Source organism: Campylobacter mucosalis (genome assembly GCF_013372205.1).
GTDB lineage: Bacteria > Campylobacterota > Campylobacteria > Campylobacterales > Campylobacteraceae > Campylobacter_A > Campylobacter_A mucosalis.
In genome coordinates, this window is the sequence record NZ_CP053831.1 from 132,004 (window position 1) to 158,961 (window position 26,958).

General features: G+C 37.6%; 27 protein-coding genes. 18 read left to right on the forward strand and 9 right to left on the reverse strand.

All coding sequences use genetic code 11. From position 1 onward, the window contains the following. Nucleotides 1-30: 30 nt before the first annotated feature. The 5 genes from CMCT_RS00695 to ccoG all read right to left on the reverse strand — a co-directional run bounded on the left by CMCT_RS00695 (nucleotide 31) and on the right by ccoG (nucleotide 7,663). A complete protein-coding gene (locus CMCT_RS00695; RefSeq protein ID WP_034968847.1) occupies nucleotides 31-1,392 on the reverse strand; it encodes an efflux transporter outer membrane subunit in 1,362 nt (453 codons plus the stop codon). Beyond that, a complete protein-coding gene (locus CMCT_RS00700; RefSeq protein WP_034968850.1) occupies nucleotides 1,385-4,522 on the reverse strand; it encodes an efflux RND transporter permease subunit in 3,138 nt (1,045 codons plus the stop codon). The genes CMCT_RS00695 and CMCT_RS00700 overlap by 8 nt, the downstream gene beginning before the upstream one ends. Then, entirely contained in the window at nucleotides 4,522-5,640 is a 1,119-nt protein-coding gene (locus CMCT_RS00705) for an efflux RND transporter periplasmic adaptor subunit (protein ID WP_034968853.1), read from the reverse strand. The genes CMCT_RS00700 and CMCT_RS00705 overlap by 1 nt, the downstream gene beginning before the upstream one ends. A 101-nt stretch (nucleotides 5,641-5,741) precedes the next feature. Further along, a complete protein-coding gene (locus CMCT_RS00710; RefSeq protein ID WP_034968855.1) occupies nucleotides 5,742-6,350 on the reverse strand; it encodes a TetR/AcrR family transcriptional regulator in 609 nt (202 codons plus the stop codon). Further along, nucleotides 6,347-7,663 carry a cytochrome c oxidase accessory protein CcoG gene (gene ccoG, locus CMCT_RS00715; protein WP_034968859.1) on the reverse strand — a complete coding sequence of 439 codons (1,317 nt, stop codon included), beginning with the start codon at nucleotides 7,661-7,663 and terminating at the stop codon, nucleotides 6,347-6,349. The genes CMCT_RS00710 and ccoG overlap by 4 nt, the downstream gene beginning before the upstream one ends. Nucleotides 7,664-7,813: 150 nt before the next feature. On the opposite strand from ccoG, the gene rpsU reads away from it, so the two are divergent. From rpsU to CMCT_RS00755, 8 genes are all read left to right on the forward strand, one after another. Beyond that, the gene (rpsU, locus tag CMCT_RS00720) at nucleotides 7,814-8,026 is read left to right on the forward strand and encodes a 30S ribosomal protein S21 (protein WP_034968862.1); all 213 of its coding nucleotides are present in this window, start codon (nucleotides 7,814-7,816) and stop codon (nucleotides 8,024-8,026) included. 75 nt (nucleotides 8,027-8,101) lie between these two features. After that, a complete protein-coding gene (locus CMCT_RS00725) occupies nucleotides 8,102-8,752 on the forward strand; it encodes a DNA-binding protein (protein ID WP_169776799.1) in 651 nt (216 codons plus the stop codon). After that, nucleotides 8,749-9,363, forward strand: coding sequence for a UPF0323 family lipoprotein (locus CMCT_RS00730; RefSeq protein ID WP_034968864.1), 615 nt, complete (start codon nucleotides 8,749-8,751; stop codon nucleotides 9,361-9,363). The genes CMCT_RS00725 and CMCT_RS00730 overlap by 4 nt, the downstream gene beginning before the upstream one ends. A gap of 15 nt (nucleotides 9,364-9,378) precedes the next feature. Continuing rightward, nucleotides 9,379-10,554: a glutathionylspermidine synthase family protein gene (locus CMCT_RS00735; protein WP_034968867.1), complete on the forward strand. Its 1,176-nt coding sequence runs from the start codon at nucleotides 9,379-9,381 to the stop codon at nucleotides 10,552-10,554. A gap of 3 nt (nucleotides 10,555-10,557) precedes the next feature. Beyond that, a complete protein-coding gene (locus CMCT_RS00740) occupies nucleotides 10,558-11,487 on the forward strand; it encodes a D-2-hydroxyacid dehydrogenase (protein WP_034968869.1) in 930 nt (309 codons plus the stop codon). Beyond that, the gene (locus CMCT_RS00745) at nucleotides 11,477-11,974 is read left to right on the forward strand and encodes a YajQ family cyclic di-GMP-binding protein (RefSeq protein WP_034968872.1); all 498 of its coding nucleotides are present in this window, start codon (nucleotides 11,477-11,479) and stop codon (nucleotides 11,972-11,974) included. The genes CMCT_RS00740 and CMCT_RS00745 overlap by 11 nt, the downstream gene beginning before the upstream one ends. Nucleotides 11,975-12,052: 78 nt before the next feature. Then, nucleotides 12,053-13,423, forward strand: coding sequence for a coproporphyrinogen III oxidase family protein (locus CMCT_RS00750; RefSeq protein WP_034968875.1), 1,371 nt, complete (start codon nucleotides 12,053-12,055; stop codon nucleotides 13,421-13,423). After that, nucleotides 13,420-13,851 carry a hypothetical protein gene (locus CMCT_RS00755; RefSeq protein ID WP_034968877.1) on the forward strand — a complete coding sequence of 144 codons (432 nt, stop codon included), beginning with the start codon at nucleotides 13,420-13,422 and terminating at the stop codon, nucleotides 13,849-13,851. The genes CMCT_RS00750 and CMCT_RS00755 overlap by 4 nt, the downstream gene beginning before the upstream one ends. Before the next feature lies 1 nt (nucleotide 13,852). Here the strand turns inward: CMCT_RS00755 and CMCT_RS00760 are convergent, their stop codons facing one another. From CMCT_RS00760 to bioD, 4 genes are read right to left on the reverse strand one after another with little or no spacing between them, the layout of a single operon-like run. After that, nucleotides 13,853-14,206, reverse strand: a complete 354-nt coding sequence (locus CMCT_RS00760; RefSeq protein ID WP_051654877.1) for a putative periplasmic lipoprotein — start codon at nucleotides 14,204-14,206, stop codon at nucleotides 13,853-13,855. Nucleotides 14,207-14,254: 48 nt separating this feature from the next. After that, nucleotides 14,255-14,902, reverse strand: a complete 648-nt coding sequence (locus CMCT_RS00765; RefSeq protein WP_034968880.1) for a tRNA threonylcarbamoyladenosine dehydratase — start codon at nucleotides 14,900-14,902, stop codon at nucleotides 14,255-14,257. Beyond that, nucleotides 14,895-15,671, reverse strand: coding sequence for a 5'/3'-nucleotidase SurE (surE, locus tag CMCT_RS00770; RefSeq protein WP_034968882.1), 777 nt, complete (start codon nucleotides 15,669-15,671; stop codon nucleotides 14,895-14,897). The genes CMCT_RS00765 and surE overlap by 8 nt, the downstream gene beginning before the upstream one ends. A gap of 27 nt (nucleotides 15,672-15,698) precedes the next feature. Next, a complete protein-coding gene (gene bioD, locus CMCT_RS00775) occupies nucleotides 15,699-16,340 on the reverse strand; it encodes a dethiobiotin synthase (RefSeq protein WP_082198653.1) in 642 nt (213 codons plus the stop codon). 56 nt (nucleotides 16,341-16,396) lie between these two features. Between bioD and bioA the strand changes: the two genes are divergently transcribed. From bioA to serB, 10 genes are read left to right on the forward strand one after another with little or no spacing between them, the layout of a single operon-like run. Beyond that, on the forward strand, nucleotides 16,397-17,737 hold the full coding sequence (bioA, locus tag CMCT_RS00780) for an adenosylmethionine--8-amino-7-oxononanoate transaminase (protein ID WP_176324967.1): 1,341 nt from the start codon (nucleotides 16,397-16,399) through the stop codon (nucleotides 17,735-17,737). Next, nucleotides 17,734-19,284, forward strand: coding sequence for a peptide MFS transporter (locus tag CMCT_RS00785; protein ID WP_051654878.1), 1,551 nt, complete (start codon nucleotides 17,734-17,736; stop codon nucleotides 19,282-19,284). The genes bioA and CMCT_RS00785 overlap by 4 nt, the downstream gene beginning before the upstream one ends. A 2-nt stretch (nucleotides 19,285-19,286) precedes the next feature. After that, nucleotides 19,287-20,321, forward strand: coding sequence for a lipid-A-disaccharide synthase (gene lpxB, locus CMCT_RS00790; RefSeq protein ID WP_034968890.1), 1,035 nt, complete (start codon nucleotides 19,287-19,289; stop codon nucleotides 20,319-20,321). After that, entirely contained in the window at nucleotides 20,318-20,806 is a 489-nt protein-coding gene (gene greA, locus CMCT_RS00795) for a transcription elongation factor GreA (RefSeq protein WP_034968893.1), read from the forward strand. Before lpxB ends, greA begins: the two co-directional genes overlap by 4 nt. A gap of 1 nt (nucleotide 20,807) precedes the next feature. Further along, nucleotides 20,808-21,809 (forward strand): N-acetyl-gamma-glutamyl-phosphate reductase, encoded by a 1,002-nt coding sequence (gene argC / locus CMCT_RS00800; RefSeq protein WP_034968895.1) that lies wholly within the window; start codon nucleotides 20,808-20,810, stop codon nucleotides 21,807-21,809. Then, nucleotides 21,803-22,537, forward strand: a complete 735-nt coding sequence (locus tag CMCT_RS00805; protein ID WP_034968898.1) for a UDP-2,3-diacylglucosamine diphosphatase — start codon at nucleotides 21,803-21,805, stop codon at nucleotides 22,535-22,537. The genes argC and CMCT_RS00805 overlap by 7 nt, the downstream gene beginning before the upstream one ends. After that, nucleotides 22,537-23,493, forward strand: coding sequence for a chemotaxis protein (locus CMCT_RS00810; RefSeq protein ID WP_034968900.1), 957 nt, complete (start codon nucleotides 22,537-22,539; stop codon nucleotides 23,491-23,493). The genes CMCT_RS00805 and CMCT_RS00810 overlap by 1 nt, the downstream gene beginning before the upstream one ends. Nucleotides 23,494-23,501: 8 nt before the next feature. After that, nucleotides 23,502-25,811, forward strand: a complete 2,310-nt coding sequence (locus CMCT_RS00815) for a hybrid sensor histidine kinase/response regulator (protein WP_034968903.1) — start codon at nucleotides 23,502-23,504, stop codon at nucleotides 25,809-25,811. A gap of 10 nt (nucleotides 25,812-25,821) precedes the next feature. After that, nucleotides 25,822-26,322: a chemotaxis protein CheW gene (locus tag CMCT_RS00820; protein WP_034968906.1), complete on the forward strand. Its 501-nt coding sequence runs from the start codon at nucleotides 25,822-25,824 to the stop codon at nucleotides 26,320-26,322. 9 nt (nucleotides 26,323-26,331) lie between these two features. Beyond that, the gene (gene serB, locus CMCT_RS00825; protein WP_034968909.1) at nucleotides 26,332-26,958 is read left to right on the forward strand and encodes a phosphoserine phosphatase SerB; all 627 of its coding nucleotides are present in this window, start codon (nucleotides 26,332-26,334) and stop codon (nucleotides 26,956-26,958) included.

Genomic DNA, 26,958 nt, shown 5'->3' on the forward strand with positions numbered 1-26,958 from the left:
GTAGCTAAAATTTTATTAAAATATCTTAAGTTACTCAGTTGGTTGCACTTTAAATCCGCCACCAAAAGCCTTATACACGTCAACAACCGCGTTATTTAAGTTAAGCTTGGCATTTACGTTGCCTAGTTTTGTACTAAGTAGCGTTCTTTGTGCGTCTAACAGTGTTATGTGATCGACGTATCCTGCGTTATACTGAGCGTCTGCTAAGTCGTAAATTTGAGTTTGTGATTTTAAAAGCTCATTTGAGTATTGTAAAATTTCAACTGCATTTTTGCGAGTATCAAGTGCTACTTTGGTTTCTCCAAGTGCTGTTTTGACCGCTTTTTCATAATTTAGTGCTTTTGTGTCTTGTGTTAGTTTTGCTATATCGACGTTATTTGACGTTTTGTTGTAGTTAAATAAATTTTGTGTCAACGAACCGCCAAGCGACCATAGGCTAGTTGTTGGAGTAACTAATCTATCAAGTTCGTTTGAGCTAAAGCCAAAAAGTCCAGTTAGTGACAACGTAGGAAAATACGCTGCTCTTGCGACGCCTACTAAGGCATTTGAGCTTTTTAAATTCTCATACGCACTAGCTACGTCAGGACGACGCAACAATACATCAGAGCTGATTTTGGCGTCTATTTGTGGTGCTGTTGGTAATGTTTGCTCAGTTGTTACGATAGAGTGTAAAATTTCATCGTTGCTTTTATTACAAAGTATAGCTAGAGCGTTACTTGCACTTGATATTGAGCTTCTTGTTTCTTGTAAATTTATTTGGGCACTTTGAACTTGTGCTACGCTTTGAAGATAGACCATATTTGTAATAGATCCAGCCTCAAACTGTCTTTTTCTATACTCCATCGTATCTATGTAGCTTTTTAGTGTATCTAGGTAAATGCTCTCTTGCATTTTTAGCGAAACAAGCGTAAAGTAGCTCTTTGCAACGCTTGAAGCTATGGCTAGACGTGATGTTTCATAGTCAAATTTTGAAGCATTTAAAAGTGCCTTATTTGACGCGACAGAATTTCTAACTCTTCCCCAAAGATCAACTTCATAATTTAAAACTGCATTTAAAGAAAATGAGTTATTTGGGTTTTTATCTCCTATTGAAGCTGCTTTTTTAGCATCGCCAGTTACGTCTATAGTAGGCAAAAAGTCAGCCTTTGCATTTTGCAAAGCTAGTGAAGCTTGTTCTAAATTTATATATGCGATTTTCAGATCGATATTGTTTTTTAATGCCTCATCTACAAGCATATTTAGCTTTTCATCTTTAAATTCTTGCCACCAGTTATCGTTGATATTAGCACTTTGGTATTGTGATGTGAAATTTGTATCGACATTTGGCATATCTGGTCTAAATGAACATCCAGCTATAAAAAACGCAACTATTAAAACTGCTATGTTACGCATGGGTTACATCTCCTTTGTCCTGTTTTTTGCTCCAAAATTTTGCATTTAGTTTTTCAAGTAGATAGTAAAAAAGTGGTACGAAAAATATCGCTATCGTCGTGGCTGCTATCATACCGCCAATAAGCCCAGTAGCTAGTGAGTGACGAGACGCTGCACCGGCTCCACTTGATAAAACCATAGGAAAAATTCCAAGTGTAAATGCGATAGACGTCATCACGATAGGGCGAAAGCGAAGACGTGCAGCATTTATAGCGGCGTCAAATATACTCTTGCCTTTTTCGCGTTCAGCCATTGCAAACTCGACAATCAAAATCGCATTTTTAGCTGAAAGCCCTATAAGAAGCAATAGTCCTATCTGAAAGTAAATATCGTTTGAAAGTCCTCTTGCCCACGTTGCTAGAAGTGATCCAAAAACTGCAAATGGTACGGCCGTGATAACTGCAAGTGGTATTAGCCACCTTTCATACTGGGCGGCAAGTATTAAAAATACAAATATCATACCAAATACAAATGCTGTGCTACCAGCACCAGTCGAGTCCTTTTCTTGGTAAGCTGTACCTGACCAAGCTATTGAATACTCTTCATTGCCAAGAGTTTGCCTTACAACCTCTTCTATTGCGTTTAGTGCGTCGCCTGATGTGTAGCCAACCGCTGGTTCGCCCATTATTTTTGCTGCTGGGAATAGGTTAAATCTCTCAACCAGGTCAGCACCCATGCTTCTAGTTAGCGTAGCGACTGCGTTTAGTGGAACCATTTCTCCTTTTGAGTTTTTAACAAATATATTTCTTATGTCATCAGCCGAGTTTCTAAAGCTCTCTTTTGCCCTCACATAAACGCGGTAAGTTTTGCCAAACATTGAAAAGTCATTTATATAGTATCCGCCTATGGTAGCAGCAATGGTTAAGAATATATCTGACTTGCTAATGCCTAGTAAATTTGCTTTATCTTCGTCTATTGTTATGTCATATTGTGGAAATGTCGTATCTAGTGTTGTTCTAACGCGAGTTAACTCAGGACGTGCGTTTGCTGCTGCGACTACTTTTTGTGTGTCCGCCTCTATCTCATTGTATGTTTTTCCGCTTTTATTTTGTAGATACATATCAAAGCCACCAGTCATAGAAAGTCCCATAATAGGTGGTAGATTCATAACAAAGCTAATACTCTCTTTGCTAGGTGCGAGCATGCCATTAAATGGTCCAAGTAGGCTAAAAATTTTATTCTCTTCACCTTTTCTTTCGTCCCAGTTTTTAAGCTCAACAAATGCAATTCCTGCATTTTCACGAAGAACGCCAGATAGCATATCAAAACCAGCAATAGCCGTTACGTTGGTTACATTTTCGTTAGATAAAAATTTAGATGAAATTTCATTCATCTCTTTTATCGTTCTTGTTGATGATGAGGCAGCAGGTAGAGACGTGATAGCCATTGCATATCCCTTATCCTCATATGGCACAAGCGAACTTGGTATTGTTTTTAAAAGTTGCAACATTGCTAAAATTATTATGACTACTATTATGATACTTGGGATTACGTGGCGTAGCACCTTGGCAACACCAGCTGAAAATATACCTGTGCTCCAGTCAAAAAAATCGTTAAATTTCTTAACAAACCAAAATGGCTCTGAGTGCTGATGTTTAAGCATAACCGCACAAAGTGCTGGTGTAAGAGTAAGTGCGACAAGGCCTGAAAGTGCCACTGAAACCACTAAAGTTAGTGCAAATTGTCGCTGTATAACGCCTACAAAGCCCTCCATAAATGAAACTGGCACGAAGACTGCTGATAAAACAAGTACGATTGATATTACTGGTGCAGCAACCTCCTCCATGGCCTTTATGGTTGCCTCTTTTACGCTTAAATTTGGCTCTTCGTGCATTATACGCTCAACGTTTTCAATAACAATAATAGCGTCATCAACGACTATACCAATAGCTAGAATCATCGCAAAAAGAGTAATTAGGTTTATACTAAATCCCATAAGATAAAATCCTGCAAATGTGCCTATTATTGATACAGGAACGGCTAACATAGGTATTATCGTAGCTCTAAAGCTCTTTAAAAACATATAAATAACTATAAGAACAAGAAGCATAGCTTCTATAAATGTTTTAATAACCTCTTTTATCGAAATTTCAACAAATTTTGTAGTATCGTATGAAACTATGTGACTCATACCATTTGGATAATTTTTGCTTAGCTCATCAAGTTTTGCCTTTATAAGTCCCATTGTTTCGATAGCATTTGCTCCGTTTTGCATATTTATTAGCATAGGTGCTATTTTTTCATTATTTAAAAAGGCTTGGGTTGAGTAGTTTCGTGAACCTATCTCGATCTCTGCGACATCTTTTAAGCGAAGTATGCTTCCGTCGTTATTTGCACGAAGTATTATGTTATTAAATTGTTCTGGTTTAGAAAATCGTCCATCGGCCTTTATGCTATAAACATACGGCACTTCGTTTTCTATTGGTGCTTCGCCGATTTTACCAGCTGCGTATTGGCTATTTTGAACCTTTATCGCACCTAGAACTTCTGATATGCTTAGGTTGTATTTTGATAATAAATCAGGCTTTATCCAAATTCTCATCGCATAGTCTTTGCCACCTACGACGTTAATATCTCCAACACCTTTTACACGTTTTATCTCATCTGATATATTTAAAATAACATAGTTTGTAAGCTCAATGCTAGACATATTTGGGTTTGTAAAAGCTACGACACCAAGGATTGAGCTACTTCTTTCTCTGACCGTTACACCAACTTGTTGCACTTCATCCGGTAGTCTTGATAATGCAGCTTGAACGCGGTTGTTAACGTCTATAGTTGCTTGTTTTGGGTCTGTGCCTATCTTAAAATACACACTTAGGCTCATTGAACCTGATGAGCTTGATGTACTTTGCATATATATCATATTTTCTACGCCGTTTATCTGCTCTTCTATGACTGAGGCAACGGTGTTTGCTATAACGTCTGCATTTGCTCCAGTATAGCTAGCACTTACGCTTACTTGTGGTGGAGTAAGTTGTGGATACTCTTCTATTGGAAGCCCACGCATCGCCATAAAACCAGCTATAACGATAACTATCGATACAACCGCAGCAAATATAGGGCGATTTATAAAAAATTTTGAAAACATTACTTATTCTCCTTAACCTGTGCTGTTATAGGAGCTCCTACTCTAATTTTATTAAAGTTATTTATGATGATTTGATCGTCATTTTCAAGCCCATAGACAATGGCTGTATTTGATGTTTGGTATTTTATTTGTATGTTTTTTCTGTCGACCTTGCCGTCTTTTGCCACTAAGACATAAGCTGTGGTTGTATCTTGCTTGATAGCTATTTGTGGCAACAAAAAGCTATCTTTTTGTACAAAGCCCTCCATTATGATTTTAGCAAATGTTCCGGCGAGTAATCTGCCATCATCGTTGCTAAATTCAGCTTTTGCTAATATGCTACCAGTCGTTTGATCTACGATATTATCTATAAAATTTACCTTGCCGTCAAATGTATTTTTGTCCAAAACAAGCTTTGCATTCGCGTTTAGTTGTACCCAATTTTTGTTTTCTATATTATTTATGCGGTCTAAATTTGCAGTGTCTGCTATATAGAACCTAGCCTCTATCGGATTTGTTTTTACTACTCTTACTAGGTTTGCATTTCCAGCTATTACGTATGTGCCTACATCGACTAAATTTTCGCTTACTACGCCGTCAAATGGAGCTTTGATGTTTGTGTAACCTAGGTTTAGTTTTGCACTTTTTTCACTAGCCTTGGCACTTGCTAAATTTGCCTTTGCTACTTCAAATGAAGCAAGAGCACTGTCGTATTCTTTTTGGCTTGTTGCCTTTTGCTCATATAGTTTTTTTACCCTATCCATCTCATTTTTGGCATTTTTTACATTCGCCTCAGCCTGTAAAACCCCAGCTTGTGCCACTTCATAAGATGCTTCGTAGGTATCTGGTTCTATTACAAATAGCGTCTGCCCAGCTTTTACGCTATCTCCTGGCTTGAAATTTTGCTTGATAATGGTGCCAGAAACCTTTGGCGTAAGAGTAACATCTTGTTTGCTTTGAATGCGTGCAGGATATTCAAAACTCATCTGATTATCAGCCGTTTTTGCTACTATGACGTCTACTGGAACTGCCATCGGTGCTTGTTGATTTGCTTGAGTATTCTCTTTTTTGCTAAAAAGATCACATCCAGTAAAACCAGTCAGTATCGCTAGTAAGACAACTATATGTTTGTAGTTCATTTTATCTCCTTGTTTTCAAACCTTAAAAAAGTAATAAAAATTACATAAAATATTTAATAGCCTGAATTATAATTGAATTTTGTTAATAAAAAATTAATTTTTTAACCAGTTATCCCGTTTAAAAAAATCTCCACATTTTGCGATACCAAATTTTGCTTTTCTTTAAGACTAAGCTGTTTTAACTCCTCGCCTAAAATGATATTTTTAATAAAAAACGGCTCTCTTATCAAAGCACAAAATTTATACGCTAGTCCACTTATATCGTTTAGTTTAATCTTTGATCTAACCTCTTGTTTTTCAAAAAAATCTTGTAAAATTTTTATAGCGTCTAGCTCCGAAAATAGCTTGATAACCTCTTTGTTTTTATATGTTTCACTCATTACTATTCTAGTTAGTTTTATTCCGTCGGGTTTAAAAAATATCTCAATATAAGCAAGTCCAAATTCGTTTAAAAATTTCTCTATATCGTCTGTTTGATTTAGTGCTATGTCGTTAATTTGCTCTTTAAATTCTAAAAATTTACCTTTTATAATTGTGGCAAAAAGTCGCTCTTTGCTCTCAAAAAATTTGTATATACTAGATAGCGAACCCCCACTTTTTTTGACGATATCATTTAAACTGGTTTTTTCATATCCATTTTCTAAAAATAGCTCTAATGCAACCTGCATTATCGTTTCGTAGCGTTTTTGCCCCTTTTTTGAAATTTTCATTTTTGCTCCTTAGGATAGACAAAAATCGTATTTCTCTCTACGCTTATTCTATCCTTATCGTCAGTGGCAAAAGCGTGTATTTTAATCCTTTTAGTATCGCCATTTGCGTGTTTTGCGTCTGTTGATATTGTCACTATGACTCTTTGTTTTGCACCAGGTTGTATCGTTATTGCCTCTAGTGGTTTTAAAATTTTAAGATTTGAGTCATTTGTGTCAAAATAGTAGTTGTGTGGCTTTTTGTCGGTGTTTTGAAATAAAAATGTATAGTAGTTTTGTACACTGCCGTCATCCATAACCCTGTATAATTCGCTCGTTCGGTTAATATTTAAAAGCATATTCTCCTTTTTACCGCTCATTAAAAATAGTGCGGTTACTACAATCACTAGTGCAACGCAGTAAGCTACGGTTCTAAAACGAGCATATTTTACCTTTTGCTTTGTTTTAATGGAATTTTCACTGCTCCAGTTTATTAGCGATGGCAAATTCAGCCCACTCATCGTTTTTGAACAGGCATCAACGCACTCAAGGCAGTTTATGCACTCAAGTTGCATACCTTTTCTAATATCAATATGTGTTGGACAAATTTTTACACACGCTTCACAACCCGTGCATTGTGCGTCTTGTATTTGAGGTTTTTTCCATAACTTTGTGTGTTTATCATAAATTTTACCGCCACGATTTTCATCATAGATAACCTGTATGGTGTCGTTATCAAACATAACCGATTGCACTCTAGCGTAAGGACAAAGATAAACACAAAATCTCTCTGCCAAATAACATACATCAAATACCAACCAAAACGTTATAAACGCTACTATGCCAATTAATAGCTTGTGTTCGGCTGGGTTTTTAAAGTAGTAAAAAAAATCCTCAGGTGGCACAAAATACCACATAAAATTACAGGCAGCAACAAAAGCCAAAACGGTCCATATCGCAACGCCAATTGCTGTTTTTGTGCTACTTATGGCTGGTTTTTGTTTGTTTTTTATATTTTTGTAGTTTTTTAAAATTTTAGTTTGTATAAGGTCGCGGTAAATTACCCTAAATATCGTTTGCGGACAGCTCCAACCACACCAAATTCTACCGCCAAGCGTGGTTAGAAAAAATATAAACAAAAATAGGAAAATAAAGCAAAATGGCATAAGATAAAGCTCTTGCATATCAAAACGAGTAAAAAGCAGATGAAGCTCTTTTTTATCAAAACTTAGTAGAAAAAAGTGGTTTGAGTTGATCCTTAAAAATGGCAAAATCAATGCCACACAAGTTATTATAATATATACAAAATATCTCTTTTCTCGCCATTTTGTTATCATTTCTCAGTCCTTGTAAATTAAAACAAATTTGTATTTTTTTAAGCTCAATTATAGTTCTTATAAAATTAAAAGAGTATAAAATTTGTAATTTTAAATATTTTAGGATATAATCAGCATTTTTTAATCTTATACTGAAAGGTGGTGAGGATAGTGCCAGGCATTAAGGTACATCCTAACGAGTCTTTTGACGAGGCTTACAGGAAATTTAAAAAACAAGTTGATCGTAACCTTGTAGTAACAGAAGTGCGTGCTAGACGTTTTTTTGAGCCAAATACTGAAATTCGCAAGAAACAAAAGATTGCTGCTCGCAAAAAAATGCTTAAGCGTCTTTATATGCTTAGACGTTACGAGTCAAGACTCTAAAACCAAACAAGCTAGTCAGATAATGACTAGCTTTCTTTAAATAAACCGCTTTTAGTTCATTTTGCAGGAGATTTTATGCACAAGTTGCCTATTGGCGAGGCTGCTGAGGTTTTGGGCATAAGCAAAGAAGCCATCTATAACCGCATACGTAGAGGTTCGCTAAGATCTGTTGAAAAAGACGGGGTAAAATTTGTCATCATAGACGATGAAGCAAATGAACAAAAAAGTGATAAAAAACCTAGCAAAAAAGCACCTAAATCTATAGAAAAAACCGACTCTGAATTTGTAAAATTTTTACTTGCTGAACTTGCCGAGTTAAAAGGTAAAAATGAAAACTTGTTAGCCGATAAAGAGCGACTCTTTAAAGAAAAAGAGCAGATGTTAATTGATAGCAAAAATGAAATTTCACAAATTTATAAAGAGCGTGATGAGAAGCTAATGGCGTTTTTAAACGCTATGCAAAATCCGCTTTTAAATAGAGCAAATCAAGCCCACAATAGCGACTCTGACGAGATTGTCGAAGCTCATGTTGAAGATGATGAGGAGCAGAAATTTGTGGTTGTAAGTGAGTATCTAAGAGCCTTAAATTTAAGTTACAAAGAGTATAAAAAAGCTCAGAAAAAGATAATTAAACAGGTTGGAAAATCTAAATTTGTAAAATTTCAAAATGGTGTGATTCTTATTAAAAAAGACAAAAAATTAAAACATATAATTGGAGATTTATGAAACACATTAAAAAAATAGCAACATACGCCGCTATTGGCGGATTTGGAGCGGTGGTTATGGCTGGACTTTCTGGCTGTGGCGATAGTGGTAGTGAAGAGCAAAGTAGTGCTATAGAAGCCACAAAACAAGGGGCTTTTGTCATTATCCACGAAATAGAGCCTGGAAAATACAAAGTTGTCGAAGAGTATCCAAGTAGCGAAACGAGAGTGGTTTTAAAGGATATTAATGGCACTGAGCGTGTGCTTAGTAAAGAGGAGATGGATAAATTAATCGCCCAAGAAAATGCTAAAATAGATAACGGCACTTCAAATTTGACAAAGCCTGACGCACAGGTTTCAAGTGGTGGTGCCAGTCTTGGTGAAATTCTTTTAAGTTCGGCAGCTGGAGCGATTATTGGTAGCTGGATAGGTAATAAGCTTTTTGGTAATCAAAATTTCCAAGCAAATCGTCAAGGTGCATACCAAAATCCAAGTGCCTACACAAGAAGTGTTGATAGCTTTAACAAAGCCAAAACTACGGCAAATTCACCAAAATCAAGTAGTGGCAAGAGCGGATTTTTTGGCGGAGCTGATAAGAGCAGCTCACAAAGTACACAATCAAGCGGTGGTTGAGACTAGGACGCAAAAATGAAATTTAAAAAAATACAACCTTTAACAAACGAATTTATGGAGCAAATCGGCTTTGAGTGGCATACGGACGCTGATGGCACGGCTTATGTGGCTGATGAGATAGTTGCTGTCACTAGCGATGAGTGCGAGGCGTATTACGAGGCGGTAAATGAGCTATATGATATGTATGTGGCAGCTGCACAGCACATCATAGACAACAACCTTTTTCACGAAGTTGGTATCCCGTTTAATTTAGTTGAGCTTATCAAAGATAGCTGGCAGAGCGAGGTTCATTGGCATTTGTATGGGCGTTTTGATTTAGCGGGTGGGCTTGATGGTAAGCCGATAAAACTTATTGAGTTTAACGCCGATACACCGACTGCCGTTTTTGAAACAGCAATTATTCAGTGGGCAATGCTAAAATTTAATAAAATGGATGAAAACAGCCAGTTTAACGACCTTTACGCTGGACTTGTTGAAAATTTCAAACGCCTTGTTACGCTTGATGAAAGCACTGATGATTTTGCAAAATATTATGAGGGCTGGAGGATTTTATTTAGCTCGGTTGCAGGTAGTATTGAAGATGAAAAGACGACAAAACTGCTTATGGTAGCGGCAAATGAGGCTGGATTTGGTTGCGATTTTGCTTATGCTGATGAGGTGGTTTTTAGCGATGAGGACGGCATTTTTAAGGATAATGAAAATTACGAATACTGGTTTAAGCTAATACCTTGGGAGGATATCGCTGTTAAAGAGGGTGAGCTTGCATTAATCCTAAAAAATATCGTGCAAAATCACAAGGCGATAATCCTAAATCCAGCCTACACGCTACTTTTTCAAAGCAAGGGCATACTTAAAATTTTGTGGGATTTATACCCAAATCACCCATTGCTTTTAGAGACAAAAGATGAGCCATTAGCTGGAAAAAAATGCGTGAAAAAGCCTATTTTTGGGCGTGAGGGGGCAAACGTAGCAATCCTTGATGAGAGTGGTAAAATTTTAAGCCAAAATGACGGCGAATACGAACAAAATAGGGCGATTTATCAGGAATTTTACGAGTTTAATAAAGATGAAAAAGGCGAGTGTTATCAAGCCGGTGTATTTTTTGCATTTGAGGGGTGTGCATTAGGTTACCGAAAAGGTGGCGAGATTTTAAACAACACTTCAAAATTTGTAGGGCATTATATAGAGTAGAATATGAAAATAGTTTGTCTAGACGCTTTGACATTAGGTAATGTTGATTTAAGTGAGTTTGCGAAATTTGGCGAGTTTGTAAGCTTTGATATGACAAAGTCAAGCCAAACGATTAGCCGTTTAAGTGGTGCTGATATCGTGATTACAAATAAAGTTTTAATCACAAAAGAGGTCATAGACGCTACAAATTTAAAGCTAATTTGCGTGAGTGCGACCGGCACAAATAACATTGATATGGCTTACGCAAAAGAGCGTGGTATACCTGTAAAAAACGTCGCTGGATACTCAACGCCAAGCGTTGTTCAGCAGACTTTTGCCTCTATTTTGACGCTTTTAAATAACGTCCGTTATTACGATGATTACGTCAAAAACGGCGAGTGGGTGAGAAGTGAAATTTTTACAAACTTAGACGCACCTATATTTGAGCTAAGTGGCAAGAATTTTGGCATTATCGGACTTGGCGAGATAGGCAAAGGCGTGGCGAAGGTCGCAAGTGCTTTTGGTGCAAATGTTTGTTATTTTTCGCCAAGTGGTAACACGCAAGATGTGCCGTATCAGAGAGTAGAGCTTGATGAGATGTTGCAAGCCTGCGATATTGTAAGCATTCACGCACCGCTAAATGAGAAAACAAAGGGGCTTATTGGCAAACGAGAGCTTTGGCTTATGAAAAAAGGTGCGATTATCTCAAATTTTGGTCGTGGTGGGATTGTTGATGAGAGTGCATTAGCAGCTGCGATTGATGAGCGAGGACTAAAAGCCGTGCTTGACGTGCTTGTGTGTGAGCCGATGAATGCTGATAATGCACTTTTAAACGTAAAAAACAAGCAAAATTTAATCATCACGCCACACGTAGCTTGGGCGAGTTTTGAAGCTAGGATTAGGCTTGTAGATTTAATGATAAAAAATATCAAGGATTTTATAAATGGCAAGTGAACATAGTTTTGATGTATCGGCTAGTGTTGATATGATGGAGGTTAAAAACGCTCTTGAAACAGCTAAAAAAGAGCTTTCTGGGCGTTATGATTTTAAGGGCGTTACGGCTAGTATTGAGCTAAATGAAAAGGAGAAATTTATAAGCCTTTTAAGTAGCTCTGACGCTAAGATTGACGCTTTAAAAGATATCGTAATCTCAAAGATGATTAAGCGAAATATCCCACCGGTAGCACTTAGTGAAAGTAAGCGAGAGAGTGCAAGTGGCGGTAATGTTAGGGCAATTTTAAAGCTAAATGATACGCTTGATGGCGAAAATGCCAAAAAAATTACAAAAGCCATAAAGGACGCAAAGCTAAAAGTAACGCCTAGCATTCGTGGCGATGAGGTCAGAGTGGTTGGCAAAAGCATTGATGATTTACAAGAGTGTATCAGGCTAATTCGTGGGTTAAATTTAGAGTTGCCACTTAGCTTTAAAAACCTAAAATAACGCTCAAAGTAATATTTAATAAAATTTTTGATATTCTAGCGGACTGCATTAATAAATACTTAGCAAAGGTAATTAATTATGAATTTTAAAAATATCATAGAGAGTTTCGCGGTAAATTACGCACATAAATCGATACAAAAATCTCTCTATAATGAATTTAATATAAAAATTTTAAACGATAACCAAACTTACATAAAGACACCAGATCCTAAAAAGAGCTATATGCTTTACGCTCACGTGCCGTTTTGTCATACGTTTTGCCCGTATTGCTCGTTTCACAAATACCACTATGAGCAGGAGTTGGCCAAAATTTACTTTGAAAATTTACGCACAGAAATGAGGCAAATTAAAGACGCTGGATTTGATTTTAGCTCGATGTATGTTGGCGGAGGCACGACGCTTATAAATGAGCCAGAGCTTGAAAAAACGCTTATTTTGGCAAAAGAGCTTTTTAATATAACTGAAATTTCGGCAGAGAGCGACCCAAATCATATCTCGCTAGAGAGTCTTACTAGGTTTAATGGGCTTATTGATCGCCTAAGTGTCGGCGTGCAAAGCTTTGATGATGATATTTTGAAAAAAGTTGGCAGATATGAGAAATTTGGAAGTGCAAAAGAGGTTCAAAAACGTCTAGAAAAGGCTATCGGTATGCTTCCAGTAATCAGCCTTGATCTTATTTTTAACCTGCCAAATCAAACAAGAGAGCAACTCATAAACGATATAAATGTCGCAAAAGCAGTATCTCCAGAGCAGATTACTCTATATCCATTGATGAAGTCAGAGCTTACACGCGAAAATATCGCTCGTTCTCTTGGTGTTTCAAGTGTTGATAATGAGCGTGAATTTTATGAGATTATAGTTAGTGAGTTTGCAAAAGGTGGCTACTATCAGAGCAATGCTTGGGCTTTTTCAAACCAAAGCTCGGCAGATATGCGTGATGAGTATGTTGGTTCAAACCACGAATATGTCGGTATCGGAAGTGGGGCATTTAGCTTTTTAAATGGCGAACTTATTATAAACGCGTTTAATCTTCTTGAGTATGGCAGAAAGGTAAAAGAGGGCAAAAGCACGGTTATAGCAAAGTGCGGATTTAGCAAAAAAGAGCGATTAAAATATATCTTTTTAACAGAGCTTTTTGACGGCTGTGTAGATGTGGCAAAATACAACTCAAACAACAACGCAAATATCCATAAAGAGCTATTTGTAGAGCTAAATTTACTAAAAATAGTAAACGCCATATATGAAGAAAATGGTTGCATTAAGCCTACATTTTTTGGAAGGTATATCTGCTTGGTGCTTATGCGAGATTTTTATGCTGGTATGGATAAGGTTAGAGCGTTATTTAAAGACGACGCAAGGATAAAACGTGGTAAAAATTTACACGTAATGAGCGAAAATACCGAAGTTGATTACGAGCAGGTTGTAAGTAGACCAAAAGTGGCTATATGAAGCTGTTAAACGCTCTTTTTGTCGGTGCTTTGCTGACGTTCGCTCTAGTTTTTATGCTCTTTGTTGGGCTTTGGAATAACTATTTTAAATTTTATGGTGTTGATGAGTATTTTAATGCCATTTTTGTTGATAATGTCCCATTTTTATGGCTTTTGCCGGTTTATATGTTTGTGGGATATGCGATTTTTTATGCACCATTTAGGAAAATTTTTAGAGTTTTTTATGTTTTGCTTGTGGTTTGTATACTTTTTTCTTGGCACAAGGATATTGGCTTAAATGTAGGTCAGTGGCTATTTATGAAAGATGGCAAGGATATAAATTTGCAAAATCAAGAGAGTGTGCCTACAAAAGAGATCTATGCTGGGCGATATAAGATATATATCTTAAGATCAGATACCGCCCAAATTTTAAAAATTCCAAAGAGTTAATCTACTCTTGATATTTTAATTGTAACTCTTTAGCATCTTTTTTTGGTGTAAAAAATGCTACACCTTTGCCAAAGAATAGCTCAATGCCCTCAGCCTCATTTATAAGTCTTGTGCCACTTGCTGATGGAGCGTTTTTAAGCTCGTGTTTTTTACCATTTGCGTCTATAAATATCGCAGTATCAAACATATCGCTTGATGTCGCACTAACTTTATAGTTTGGATTGTTTACATCGGTAAATATTATGGTTTGCATTTTATTTGGCATTTGGTGTACCGTTTTCATATCTGCCTTATTTGTTGTGGCACAACCGCTAATCATCGCGACCACACCTAGTGCTAATAGAAACTTTCTCATTTTCTCTCCTTTGAAATCGTTTGTGTATTATGCCTAAAATTTATAAATTTAACCATTTAAAATTTTTCTAACCGCAAGACTTGCCAAATTTAGCCCAAAAATAGCAGTTACGCCCATAAAACTGCCAAGCACCTTACACCTTGGCTCTTCGGTTGAAAATACCACTTCAAAATCCCCTTTAAAGCCAGATTTTTTAAGCTCGGTTCTAAATTTTCTAGCCAAAGGATCGTTGTAGGTTTTCCAAACCGAAGCTACCTTAACCGCGGTTGCATCTATACGTTTTGCACCGCCCATTGAAGCGATTAGCTTGCTGCTAACCTTGTTTGCAAGTGCTACTTTTGCACTCATATCATCAATCGCGTCAATAACTAAATCAAACTCGCTAAAGTCAAAATTTTCTATAAATTCCGGCGTTATAAGCTCACAAATCGCCTCGATACTATCGTATCTTTTAGCAAACTCGCCAACCTTAACCGCACCCACCGCTTCGCTGTAAATTTGGCGATTTTGGTTTGTGATGTCAAAAATATCTTTATCTATGATGACGATTTTACCAACACCAGCACGAGCCAAAGCGTCAACACATATACCGCCAACTCCACCAACTCCGCAAACTAAAATTTTCGCATTTTCAAGCTTTGCAAAATCATCGCCAAATAGCCAACGCGAACGCGTAAATCTATCTATTTTATCCATTAAATGACCTTTTTAGAATTTCTAAGCTCTCATATGCTGTTAAGTCTAGTTTTATCGGTGTGATTGTTGCAAAACCGCTATTTATCTCGCTTAAGTCGCTTTTTGTATCTTGTGATATAAAATCAAGCTGGGCATTGCCTAGCCAAAAGTACTCAACTCCGCGTGGATTGCGGTTTAAAACCGCGTCGGTGCCGTATTTTCTATTTCCTGCTGGGACAACACGAAAGCCCTTAAAATCGCTTTTTGACACACTTGGAATATTTACGTTTAAAAACTGCCTTTGTGGCAGACTAAACTCATCATCAATTACCTTTTTAACGACGATTTTTACGATCTTGCGAGCTAGGTCAAAACCAAGCTCATTTAATGAGTTGTTTTTGTAAAATTGTGAAAATGCGATACTTTTTACACCTTGTAAAACACCCTCCATACACGCTCCGCACGTGCCAGAGTAGGTTATGTCCTCTCCTAAATTTGCTCCGTGATTTATGCCCGATATGATAATGTCTGGCTTTTTGTTATAAAGTGCGTGAAGTGCGAGATACACGCAGTCGCTCGGCGTTGCGTCATCAAGCTTGAAAAAATCATCATCAACCTTGATAAAACGAAGTGGTTTAGTTAGTGTTAAAGAGTGTGCACAAGCTGATTTTTCGGTACTTGGTGCTACTATTGTAACGTGAGTATTTTCTAGCTCTAAAAGTGCTTTCTTAAGCTCTAAAAGCCCTTGTGCTTCGTAGCCGTCATCGTTTGTTATTAAAATTTCTACCATTATATGCCTTGGAATTTTTAGCCAATTTTAGCATATATTTTTTATCGTTGTATCGCCATTTGCTACTTTTGCTAGAATTTTCACGTCACATAAACGCTCTATCATTACGGCGTTATCGTTGTGAATTAATGATTTTTCATCAAAATTATTTAACACTATCCCTTTTATTTTTATGTTCTCATTTTTTAGGTAGCTCGTGCTTAAAACGGCAGAGTTTATCGCTCCAAGATTTGAGTTTGAAACTAGCAAAACATCGCAGTTTAAATCTTTTATGAGATCAAGTTGCATAAACTCGCCAAACGGACAGACCACCCCGCCACTGCCCTCAATGATTAAAATTTCATATCTTTTTTCAAGCTCGTTTATCTTTTTTGCTATCTCATCTTTATTTGGCGTGAAATTTTCTATTTGTGCTGCTAAATGTGGCGAGTAGGCATCTTTAAAAGCGTAGCCAAACATAGCAAATATATCAGTTTTAAGCCCTGCAAAATCTCTTACAAATTTTGCGTCATCAGCGATTAATTTACCATTTTGAGTGTGAGAATTCCCACTTGCAAGTGGTTTAAAATACCCAACATTTACGCCCTTTTGTGCTAAGCTTTTAACGATTAAGGCACTCACATAAGTTTTACCCATATCCGTGCCTGTTGCTGTTATAAAAATTTTCAAAATTTCCCCTTTTTGGCTAAATTATACTAAAATAACAGCTTTTTAGGGGGGATTTTATGGATTTAGTAGAGCTTGATTTAAAACACATTTGGCACCCTTGTTCGCAAATGCACGATTACGAGAGTTTTAAGCCAATCGTTATAAAAAGAGCAAAAGGCGTCTATCTTTATGGTGAAAATGGCGAGTCCTACATTGACATTATTAGCTCGTGGTGGTGCAATCTTTTTGGTCATCTAAATGAAACGATAAACGAGAGTATAAAAGAGCAATTAAATCAGCTAGAACACGTCATTTTTGCAAATTTCACGCACGAAGGCGTTATAAAATTAGCTACTAATTTAGCCCAAATTTTACCAAATGGACTAACTAAGTTTAACTTTTCAGATAACGGCAGTTCGGCAGTTGAGAGTGCTTTAAAGATGGCATTTCAATTTCACGCTCAAACAAATAACGCTTCTAAAACAAAATTTATGTGCCTAAGCGAAGGTTATCACGGCGAAACTTTGGGTGCACTATCCGTCGGTGCTATGGATTTATACGCGAAAATTTATAAACCAATTTTAATTGAAACGATTCGCATAAAAGCACCAGATTGCTACCGCTGTGAGTTTGGCAAGTGTAGGGATAATTGCAACGCCGAGTGCTTTATTTACGCCGAGAGTGAGTTTGAAAAACACGCCAAATACACGGCAGCCATTATCGTTGAGCCACTTTTGCAAGGTGCGGCTGGTATGAGAATTTATCCGCCACTTTACCTTAAAAAACTACGCGAAATTTGCGATTTTTACGGCGTGATTTTAATCGCCGATGAGATAGCTACTGGCTTTGGTAGAACTGGGGCTATGTTTGCTTGTGAAAAAGCTAACATTAGTCCCGATATTATGGTGCTTTCAAAAGGGCTAACTGGTGGCTATATGCCAATGTCAGTTGTGGCAACAAAGCCAAAAATTTATGACGCATTTTACGCACCTTATAACGAACACAAGGCATTTATGCACTCGCACACTTACGCTGGTAATCCGCTAGGTTGTGCTGCCGCACTTGGTGTGATGAAAATTTTTAAAGAGCAAAACGCACTAAAAATCGCAAACGAGACGGCAAAGGTTTTAAATGAGCTAATATTAAAGGCGTTTAATAAGCATAAATTTGTAGGCGAAGTGCGAAGTATTGGGCTTATAAATGCCATTGAACTAGTTAAAGATAAGGGTAAAAAGCAGAGTTTTGACGCTAAACTTAGGTTGGGCTATGAAATTTACAAAGTCGCCTTAAAAAATGGGCTTTTGCTTCGCCCACTTGGCGATGTTTTGTATTTTAACCCACCGCTAAATATTACGCCAGATGAGTGTGAAAAAGCGGTAGAAATTTGCAAAAAAAGCATAGACGAGGTGCTAAAATGAAGCGTGTTGCCCTGCTGTTTGCTACCGAGATGTGGGAGAAGTTTTGTTTTTATGGTATGCGTTCAATCTTTGCACTTTTTATGGTGCATTTTTTGGGCATTAGTGAGACGCAGGCTGCGATTTATTATGGTGCGTTTTTGGCGTTTAGCTATCTTACGCCCATTTTTGGTGGATTTATTGCTGATAAAATTTTAGGCTATCACAAAAGTGTGATTTTAGGCTGTGCCTTGCTTTGTGCTTCGCAGCTTTTGTTTTTTATATCAGCTTGTGGCGTTAAAAGTGCCTTTTTATCGCTTCTAGCCGTGATTTTTGTAATGTTAGGTAACGGCTTTTTTAAGCCAAGTATCACTGCACTTTTGGGTATAAAATCGCAAAATTTAAACGTTGATGCGGTATTTAGTTCGTATTATTTTTTCTTAAACCTTGGCGTTTTGCTTGGCTCATTTATCGTGCCGTTTTTTGGTGATGTTGTAAATGAGGGTGGGCGTGATATAAGTGCCTTTAAATGGGGCTTTTTATCGGCATTTTTAGCTCAGCTTTTAGGGCTTATTATTTTTACTTTGTTTAGCAAAGATGAGGGCTATAAAAAAGATGAAATTTATATAAATTTTAACGTTAGAAATTTCATCATTTGCACGGCAATTTTTACTGTAATTTTTGCCATATTATCGGCATTTAGTGGCGATAATTTTATAAAAAGCTACGTTTATCCAGCCATTTACTCGCTTGGTATTAGTTTAGCAGTTTATATTTTGCTTGATAAAAGCCTAAGTAAAAGCGAAAAACAGGGTGTTTGGCTCATTTTTATTAGTGCGATTTTTATCGTATTTTTTTGGGCTACTTTTGAACAAGCAGGCTCATCGCTCGTGTTTATTGCAAATAATCAAATGGATAGAAATTTATTTGGTTTTAATATCCCACCAGCGATGATAGCGATGTTTAATCCACTTTTTGTGCTAATGCTTTCGTTTGTATTCTCTGCAATTTACATAAAAACACCAAATTTTAGCGGACTTGATAAACAGGCTTTTGGACTTGTTTTGCTAGGTTTTAGCTACCTAATTATTGCCTTTAACGTTAAAAATTTAGGACAAAATTTGCTTGATATAAAGTGGTTTATTTTGCTTTATTTTTTGCAAACTTGTGCTGAAATGCTAATCTCGCCAATCGGTTTTGCACTTGTCGCAAAATTTTCGCCAAAGCGAATTTTGGGGCTTATGTTCGGGCTTTTTTATCTTGCAAATGCCGCTGGTTACGCACTTTCTGGCACACTAGCTGCTCTTATGCCACCAACTGCTGATAAATTTAATAAAGCACACGCTCTTGGCATTGATTTAAACGCCGTTTTAAATGGCAAAACAAATGCAAATGAGCTTGAAATTTTAAGGGCAAATTCTATACCAACAGCATATCCTGAAATTTTTAATATACAAATCACAAGCCTTTATGAGTTTTTTATGCTATTTTTTGTGCTTTGTGCCTTTGGCGGGGCATTGCTGTTTTTTGTAAATAAAATTTGCTATAATCAGCCAAAAATTAATGGATAGTAATGAAGCTTTTAATCTCATCTCTTGAACCATCGGCAAATTTGCATTTAGAGCAGGTCTTAAAACATTTAAGCGACGCACAAATTACTGGCATTTTTGATGAGCGTTTTGGCACGCCTTTTATGAAAAGCTCGGAATTTTCGGCTATGGGTTTTGTTGAGGTTTTGCCACTTATTTTTAAGGCAAAAAGGGCGATAAAAGATATGGTAAATTTAGCAAAGAGTGCCGACGCCGTGCTTTTAATAGACAGCCCAGCCTTTAACTTGCCCCTTGCACGTGCGATAAAACAAGCAGGGGTAAAAACGCCCATAACCTACTACATTTTGCCACAAGTTTGGGCGTGGAAGCCAAAAAGAGTGGCAAAGGTAGAGAGATTTTGCGATCATTTAGCTTCAATTTTGCCGTTTGACGCTAAATTTTATAACCGCTCAACATACGTAGGACACCCCTTGCTTGATGAACTAAATTACAAAAAGCAAAGCGTTAGTAATAACGGCGTGGTGGCGTTTTTGCCGGGTTCAAGAAAAAGCGAGATAACAAGACTAATGCCAGTTTATAAAGAAATTTCAAAAGAGATACAGGCAAAAAAATTGCTTGTTGTGCCAAAATTTTTAATGAGCGAGATTAACGCACTTTACGGCGATGTAAGCGATTTTGAGATTGTAAATGATACGCCAAAAGCGTTGTTTGATAGCGATTTTGCCTTTATTTGCTCAGGCACTGCCACGCTTGAAGCAGCCCTTATTGGCACACCTTTTGTGCTTTGTTATAAGGCAAAAGCCATTGATGTTTGGCTTGCACGTAAGCTTGTAAAGGTAAAATTTGCTGGACTTGCAAACATTATCTTTGATTTTATGGGTAAAAACGCCCTTCACGACGAGCTTATTCAAGAGCAAGTAACTAGGCAAAATTTGCTAAATGCCTATAAAAATTGTGACAAAGAGCGATTTTTAAAGGGTGCAAATGAGCTAAGAGAGTATTTAAAACAGGGCAGTAGCCAAAACGTAGCAAAAATTTTAAATGGAGAGATAAAATGAGCGAACCAATGACGATTTATGGGTATGAAAAAATTGAAGCTGAGCTTAAAGATTTAAAGCAAAATCAGCGTCCAGCGATAGTTAAAGAGATTGATATAGCACGAAGTTACGGCGATTTAAAAGAGAATGCCGAGTATCACGCCGCAAAAGAAAAACAGGCTTTTATTGACGCTAGAATTGCCGAATTATCAGGGCTTTTAACACGTGCAGAGGTGATTGACCCTAGTAAATACGAGCACGACAAGGTTCGCTTTGGCTCAAATGTAACGATAATGGACGTTGAAACTGAGATAGAGCACACTTACACAATTGTTGGCATTAGTGAGAGCGATTTAGAGCGTGGACTAATCTCTATAAATTCGCCACTTGCAAGGCAACTTATCGGCAAAAGCGAGGGCGATGAGGTGCGTTTAAGTCTGCCAAACGGCGTTAGTGATGTTGAAATTGTAAGCGTTTGCTATAAAGAGATAAATTTTAGGGATTAAGATGAGAGTTGGTATCATCGGAGTTAGCGGATATACGGGCTTTGAGCTAATTAGGCTAATCTTAAATCACCCAAAATTTAAGATCTCATATCTAGGTGCGAGCACACAGGGTAGGATAGATGAAATTTTTGGCTCACTTAAAGGTGTTTTTGATTTTGAAGTAAGCGTTGCAAATGCCGATGACGCCTCAAAACTTTGCGATTTGGTCTTTTTAGCCCTGCCACACAAAGAGGCTATGGGATATGCTAAAATTTTGCTTAGTAACGGCGTAAAAGTGGTTGATTTATCGGCTGATTATAGGCTAAATTTGCAAAATTACGAGAAAAATTACGGCGAACATTTAGATAAAGAAAACCTAAAAAACGCAGTTTATGGACTAACAGAGCTAAATAGACAGGCAATAAAAAACGCTAAAATTTTAGCAAATCCGGGTTGCTACCCGACTGCTTCGATTTTAGCCGTTTTGCCGTTTTTGCCATACATTGATACAGATTTTGGCGTGATAATAGACGCAAAAAGCGGTGTAAGCGGTGCTGGTAAAAAGCCAAGTGCTACTACACATTTTGTAAGCGTAAATGAAAATTTAAACGCCTACAATCCAATAATCCACCGCCACGCCGATGAGATAGCCCAGCACCTAAGCACAGCGGCAAGTAAGAGCGTAAATGTGCTTTTTGTGCCACACTTAGTCGCGCTTACTCGTGGTATGCTAGTATCTGCTTATGCAAAGCTAACGGCTAGGATTAATCCACTTGAAGTGCTAAATGAGTTTTATAAAGATGAGAAATTTATTCGCATTCGCACTGAGCCAGTTAGCGTTAAAAACGTGGCAGGAACGCACTTTTGCGATATTTTTGCGATGGTTAAGGACGATAAAATTTTCATAAACTCAGCCATTGATAATCTCTTAAAGGGTGCTAGCTCACAAGCCGTTGTAAACGCAAATTTAATGTGCGGATTTGACGAGAGTTTAGGGCTTAGCGTGGTAAGTCAGTTTTGTTAGAGATTAAAGATGGTGCGGTTTTTGTCGCTGACGCTCACGTAAATGAAAACCGCACGGAATTTCTAAGCTTCTTAGAGCTTATAAATAGCGGTAAAATCGCTACTACTCAGCTTTTTTTAATGGGCGATATTTTTGATTTTTTAACAGGTTATGGCGACTACACGGCAAAATTTTACGCAAAATATATAGATTTAATAGAACAAATTGCACTTAAAATAGAGGTTTTTTACATTGAGGGCAACCACGATTTTAGGCTAAAAAAGCTTTTTAAAAATGTAAAAATTTATGAAATTTCAAAACAGCCAGTTAGTTTTTTTATCACAGAAAATAACGAAAAAAAATCCGTCCAGATCGCACACGGCGATAACTATTTGCCATTTGTTAGCAAATACGCACTTTTGTTTTTGCGTTTAAAATGGTTTTTAAAATTTATGAATTTTCTTGATGTTTTGCTTAATTTTAAAATTTCAAAGTCAATCTTAAAGGCACTAACAAAGAAAAAATTAGACTATAAAATTAAAAATTTCAAAGGCTTTATAAGCCCAAAAATGCGTCATTATGACGCTAATTTTGTCATTGAAGGGCATTATCATCAGGGCGAAATTTTTGATATTGACGAAAAATTTTATATAAATTTACCAACTTTTGCGTGTGAGCAAAGTTATTTTGTTGTAGAATACGCCCATAACAAAATCAAATTTGCTCAAAAGAGCTTGAAAGGACATTGATGTTTGGAGACAACGTATTAAAAACGGGCTCAAACGAGATGGAACTTGTTGATTTTCGTATCTTTAAAAAGAGCGATAGTAAGGTATATGAGGGTATATACGGCGTAAATGTCGCAAAGGTGCGTGAGATCATTAAGATGCCAAATCTGACCGAACTACCCGGCGTTCCAGAATACATTGAAGGTATTTTTGACTTGCGTGGCGTGGTTATACCTGTTATAAATTTAGCTAGATGGATGAATATCATCGAACCAGACGGCGAGGTTGTCATAAAACCGCGTGTTATTATCGCTGAGTTTAGCGGGATTCTAATCGGTTTTATTGTTCACGAGGCAAAAAGAATACGTCGTATTAACTGGAAAGATATCGAACCTGCAAATTTTGCAGCAAGCGGCACAGGCACACTTGATAAGGGTAAAATCACAGGCGTAACTCGCATTGAAAACGACGAAGTTTTGCTGATTTTAGATCTTGAAAGCATTGTTGAAGAGCTTGGAATTTACTCTCCAAAGCTTGATGTTGAGATAGATGAGGGTAAAAAGCTAAAAGGCTGGGCGCTTGTCCTTGATGATAGCACGACTGCTAGAAAGCTCGTAAAAGATACGCTAGAAAAAATGGGACTTAGTATAGTCGAAGCCAAAAACGGCGTTGAGGGACTTGAGCGTATGAACGAGCTTTATGAGAGATTTGGCGATAGGATCAAGCAAGAGGTTCGCGTGATTCTAAGCGATATTGAGATGCCGCAAATGGACGGCTATCACTTTGCTGCAAACGTTAAAGATGATGAGAGATTTGCTGGAATTCCTATTATATTTAACTCATCTCTTAGTAATGAGTATAGTGAACTTCAAAGCAAAGAGGCTGGTGGCGACGCTTATCTTACTAAATTTGATGCAAATGTATTTTATCAAGAGGTGCTAAAAGTGATTGAAGCACACTCAAAATCTGCAAAATGAGGTGAAAAATGGATGATATGAAAGAGATAATGGAAGACTTCTTAGTAGAAGCTTTCGAACTTATTGAGCAGATAGACCACGACTTAGTTGAGCTTGAGGCAAACCCTGAAGATTTGGAGCTTTTAAATAGAATTTTCCGTGTTGCACACACCGTTAAAGGTAGTTCAAGCTTCTTAAATTTTGACGTTTTGACAAAGCTTACTCACCATATGGAGGACGTGCTTAATAAAGCTAGAAAAGATGAGCTAAAGATCACTCCTGACGTTATGGACGTAGTGCTTGAGTCGGTTGATATGATGAAAGGGCTTTTACACAGCATTAGAGATCATGGTAATGATAGTGACGCTGGTATTGAAATTTCAGATATTTGCCGTAGACTTACAGCTATCTCTGAGGGCGACGCTGAGCATATAGCAGCAGCTCCAGCACCAGAGGCAACACCAGAACCAGCCGCTCCAGCTGAGCCAGAGCCTGAAATGAGCGATGAAGATCTATCAAATTTAAGCGATGATGAGGTTGAGGCTGAGATTGAAAGGCTTTTAAAGGTTAGAAAAGCAGAAGATCAAGCAAGACGTGCTAGCAAGGGTGCTTCAGCTTCTACTCCTGCTCCTAAACCAGCAGCAGCCCCAGTACCAAAGCCAGCTCCAAAAGATGACGGCGAGAAAAAGGTACCTGCTCAAAGCGGAGGTGCGGTCGCTCAGGAGCAAACGATTAGGGTTGAGGTTAAGCGACTTGACCACCTAATGAACCTAATTGGAGAGCTAGTACTTGGTAAAAACAGGCTTTTAAAAATTTATGATGACGTTGAAGAGCGATATGAGGGTGAGAAATTCCTTGAGGAGCTAAATCAAGTTGTTTCAAGCCTAAGCCTAGTTACAACAGATATTCAACTTGCTGTTATGAAAACTAGAATGCTTCCAATTGCAAAGGTGTTTAACAAATTCCCACGTATGATTAGGGATTTAAGCCGTGATTTAGGAAAGCAGATTGACCTTGAAATTTCAGGTGAAGAAACAGAGCTTGATAAATCAATCGTAGAAGAGATCGGCGATCCACTAGTTCACATTATACGTAACTCTTGTGACCACGGCATAGAAAGCCCAGAGGTAAGAAGAGCGGCTGGAAAACCTGAAAAGGGAACAGTCGAGCTTAAGGCTTACAACGAGGGCAACCACATCGTTATTGAGATTGTCGATGATGGTAAGGGACTTGATGCTGATATGCTTAAGTCTAAGTCGATAGAAAAGGGCATAATTACTGAACGTGAAGCTGACGCTATGAGCGATAAAGAGGCGTTTGGACTTATATTTAAGCCTGGCTTCTCAACGGCTGCGAAGGTTACAAACGTAAGTGGTCGTGGCGTTGGTATGGACGTTGTTAAGACAAATATTGAAAAGCTAAATGGTATTATTGATATCGAGAGTGAAGTTGGCAAAGGCACGGTTATGAAGCTTAAAATTCCACTTACTCTTGCTATTATTCAGTCGTTACTCGTTGGCACTCAAGAGGAATTTTATGCTATACCACTTGCGAGTGTTCTTGAAACTGTTCGTGTGCCGATTGATGATATTTATACGATTGACGGCAAAAACGTGCTTCGCTTAAGAGATGAGGTGCTTTCACTTGTCCGCCTTTCAGACGTGTTTGGTGTAAATAAAGTATTTGACGGAGGCGATCACACTTACGTCGTTATCATCGGTGTTGCTGAAGCAAAACTTGGTATTATCGTTGATACACTTGTGGGTCAAGAAGAGATTGTTATTAAGTCAATGGGCGATTATTTACAAAATATACCAGGCATTGCTGGAGCGACAATTCGTGGCGACGGACGTGTTACGCTAATTATTGATGTTGGCGCGATGATGGAGATGGCAAAGGATATTAAGGTAAATATCAGAGCCGAAATGGACGCTGAAGCTAAAAACGTAAAAGAAAAACCAAGTGACTATAAGGTTCTAATCGTTGATGACTCAAAAATGGATAGAACGATAATGCAAAAATCGCTTGAGCCAACTGGCGTAACTGTTATAGAAGCTACAAACGGTGTTGAAGCATTAAATGTTATAAAATCAGGTGAACACGCGTTTGACGCTATTTTAATTGACATTGAGATGCCTAGAATGGACGGCTACACACTTGCTGGTGAAATTCGTAAATACTCAAAATACAGAAATTTACCACTCATTGCCGTTACGTCAAGAACGTCAAAAACCGATAGATTACGTGGCGTAGAGGTTGGAATGACTGAGTATATAACCAAGCCATACTCATCAGAGTACCTTGAAAACGTTGTTAGAAAAAATATTAAGTTACCATAGGGAGTAAGATATGGCAGGTAATAAATTAAACGAAGTCTTACAAAAACAAAAAACGCAGATAGAGGAGCCAAATGCCGTTAATAGCGAGGATATAATCCAGCTTGTTGGCTTTGTGGTAGGAGAAGAGGAGTATGCGATACCTATTTTAAATATTCAAGAGATAATAAAGCCGATAGAGTATACTAGGGTACCAAGTGTACCTGAGTATGTTTTAGGCGTGTTTAATCTTCGTGGTAACGTTATCCCGCTTATTGATTTAAGAAAGCGTTTTTCACTAACCACAAGTAAGCAGAGTGCTAGTACAAGATATATTGTTATGAAGGATAATGAAAATATCGCTGGATTTGTCATTGATAGGCTAACAGAAGCCATTCGTATAAACAGAAACAGGATTGATCCGCCACCAGAGACTTTAGTAAAAGATAAGGGTATGATTTATGGTATCGGTAAACGAGATCAAAATATCCTTACTATATTAAAAGTTGAAAGCCTGTTAAAGCGCGACTTCTAAAGGTAAAATTTGATAAGACTTTGCGTGTTTGATTTTGACGCGACATTGATTGATAGCGAGACGATAGATGAACTCGCTATCTCTTATGGCGTTATAGATGAGGTAAGAGAAATAACCATTAAGGCTATGGCTGGTGAGTTTGATTTTTACGAGAGTTTGCAAACAAGAGTTCAGAAACTAGCCGGTATGAAGCTTGAGGATGTTGTTAGGGTTTGTGAGAATTTAAAGCCGACAAACGGAGCGGCTGAGCTTGTAAGTGGGCTAAAACAGCTTGGCATTAAAGTTGTAGTTTTTAGTGGCGGTTTTCAAATAGCAACAGATATGTTTAAAGATAAAATAGGCTACGATGAGAGCTTTGCAAACACTTTGCACGAAAAAAACGGCGTATTAACAGGACTTGTTAATGGCGGACTTACTTTTTCAAATTCCAAAGGTCAGATGATACAAAGGGTGCAAAATTTGCTCGGAGTAACACCAGAAGAGACGATGTGTGTCGGAGATGGTGCTAATGATATCTCTATGTTTGCTCACGCTAAAATAAGCGTGGCATTTTGTGCAAAAGATATTCTAAAAAAACACGCAACCCACTGCGTAGATGTACGTGATATGCGTGAAATTTTAAAAATAGTAGGCTAA

Bases quoted from the DNA above. Each gene is read 5' to 3' on its own strand.
- argC (WP_034968895.1), top strand. From the start codon at position 20,808: ATGAGAGTTGGTATCATCGGAGTTAGCGGATATACGGGCTTTGAGCTA.
- CMCT_RS00810 (WP_034968900.1), top strand. From the start codon at position 22,537: ATGTTTGGAGACAACGTATTAAAAACGGGCTCAAACGAGATGGAACTT.
- CMCT_RS00785 (WP_051654878.1), top strand. From the start codon at position 17,734: ATGAAGCGTGTTGCCCTGCTGTTTGCTACCGAGATGTGGGAGAAGTTT.
- CMCT_RS00705 (WP_034968853.1), bottom strand. From the start codon at position 5,640: ATGAACTACAAACATATAGTTGTCTTACTAGCGATACTGACTGGTTTT.
- CMCT_RS00755 (WP_034968877.1), top strand. From the start codon at position 13,420: ATGAAGCTGTTAAACGCTCTTTTTGTCGGTGCTTTGCTGACGTTCGCT.
- CMCT_RS00745 (WP_034968872.1), top strand. From the start codon at position 11,477: ATGGCAAGTGAACATAGTTTTGATGTATCGGCTAGTGTTGATATGATG.
- CMCT_RS00750 (WP_034968875.1), top strand. From the start codon at position 12,053: ATGAATTTTAAAAATATCATAGAGAGTTTCGCGGTAAATTACGCACAT.
- CMCT_RS00710 (WP_034968855.1), bottom strand. From the start codon at position 6,350: ATGAAAATTTCAAAAAAGGGGCAAAAACGCTACGAAACGATAATGCAG.
- surE (WP_034968882.1), bottom strand. From the start codon at position 15,671: ATGGTAGAAATTTTAATAACAAACGATGACGGCTACGAAGCACAAGGG.
- bioA (WP_176324967.1), top strand. From the start codon at position 16,397: ATGGATTTAGTAGAGCTTGATTTAAAACACATTTGGCACCCTTGTTCG.
- greA (WP_034968893.1), top strand. From the start codon at position 20,318: ATGAGCGAACCAATGACGATTTATGGGTATGAAAAAATTGAAGCTGAG.
- CMCT_RS00760 (WP_051654877.1), bottom strand. From the start codon at position 14,206: ATGAGAAAGTTTCTATTAGCACTAGGTGTGGTCGCGATGATTAGCGGT.
- CMCT_RS00765 (WP_034968880.1), bottom strand. From the start codon at position 14,902: ATGGATAAAATAGATAGATTTACGCGTTCGCGTTGGCTATTTGGCGAT.
- CMCT_RS00820 (WP_034968906.1), top strand. From the start codon at position 25,822: ATGGCAGGTAATAAATTAAACGAAGTCTTACAAAAACAAAAAACGCAG.
- CMCT_RS00730 (WP_034968864.1), top strand. From the start codon at position 8,749: ATGAAACACATTAAAAAAATAGCAACATACGCCGCTATTGGCGGATTT.
- CMCT_RS00695 (WP_034968847.1), bottom strand. From the start codon at position 1,392: ATGCGTAACATAGCAGTTTTAATAGTTGCGTTTTTTATAGCTGGATGT.
- ccoG (WP_034968859.1), bottom strand. From the start codon at position 7,663: ATGATAACAAAATGGCGAGAAAAGAGATATTTTGTATATATTATAATA.
- CMCT_RS00700 (WP_034968850.1), bottom strand. From the start codon at position 4,522: ATGTTTTCAAAATTTTTTATAAATCGCCCTATATTTGCTGCGGTTGTA.
- CMCT_RS00815 (WP_034968903.1), top strand. From the start codon at position 23,502: ATGGATGATATGAAAGAGATAATGGAAGACTTCTTAGTAGAAGCTTTC.
- CMCT_RS00735 (WP_034968867.1), top strand. From the start codon at position 9,379: ATGAAATTTAAAAAAATACAACCTTTAACAAACGAATTTATGGAGCAA.
- lpxB (WP_034968890.1), top strand. From the start codon at position 19,287: ATGAAGCTTTTAATCTCATCTCTTGAACCATCGGCAAATTTGCATTTA.
- CMCT_RS00740 (WP_034968869.1), top strand. From the start codon at position 10,558: ATGAAAATAGTTTGTCTAGACGCTTTGACATTAGGTAATGTTGATTTA.
- CMCT_RS00725 (WP_169776799.1), top strand. From the start codon at position 8,102: ATGCACAAGTTGCCTATTGGCGAGGCTGCTGAGGTTTTGGGCATAAGC.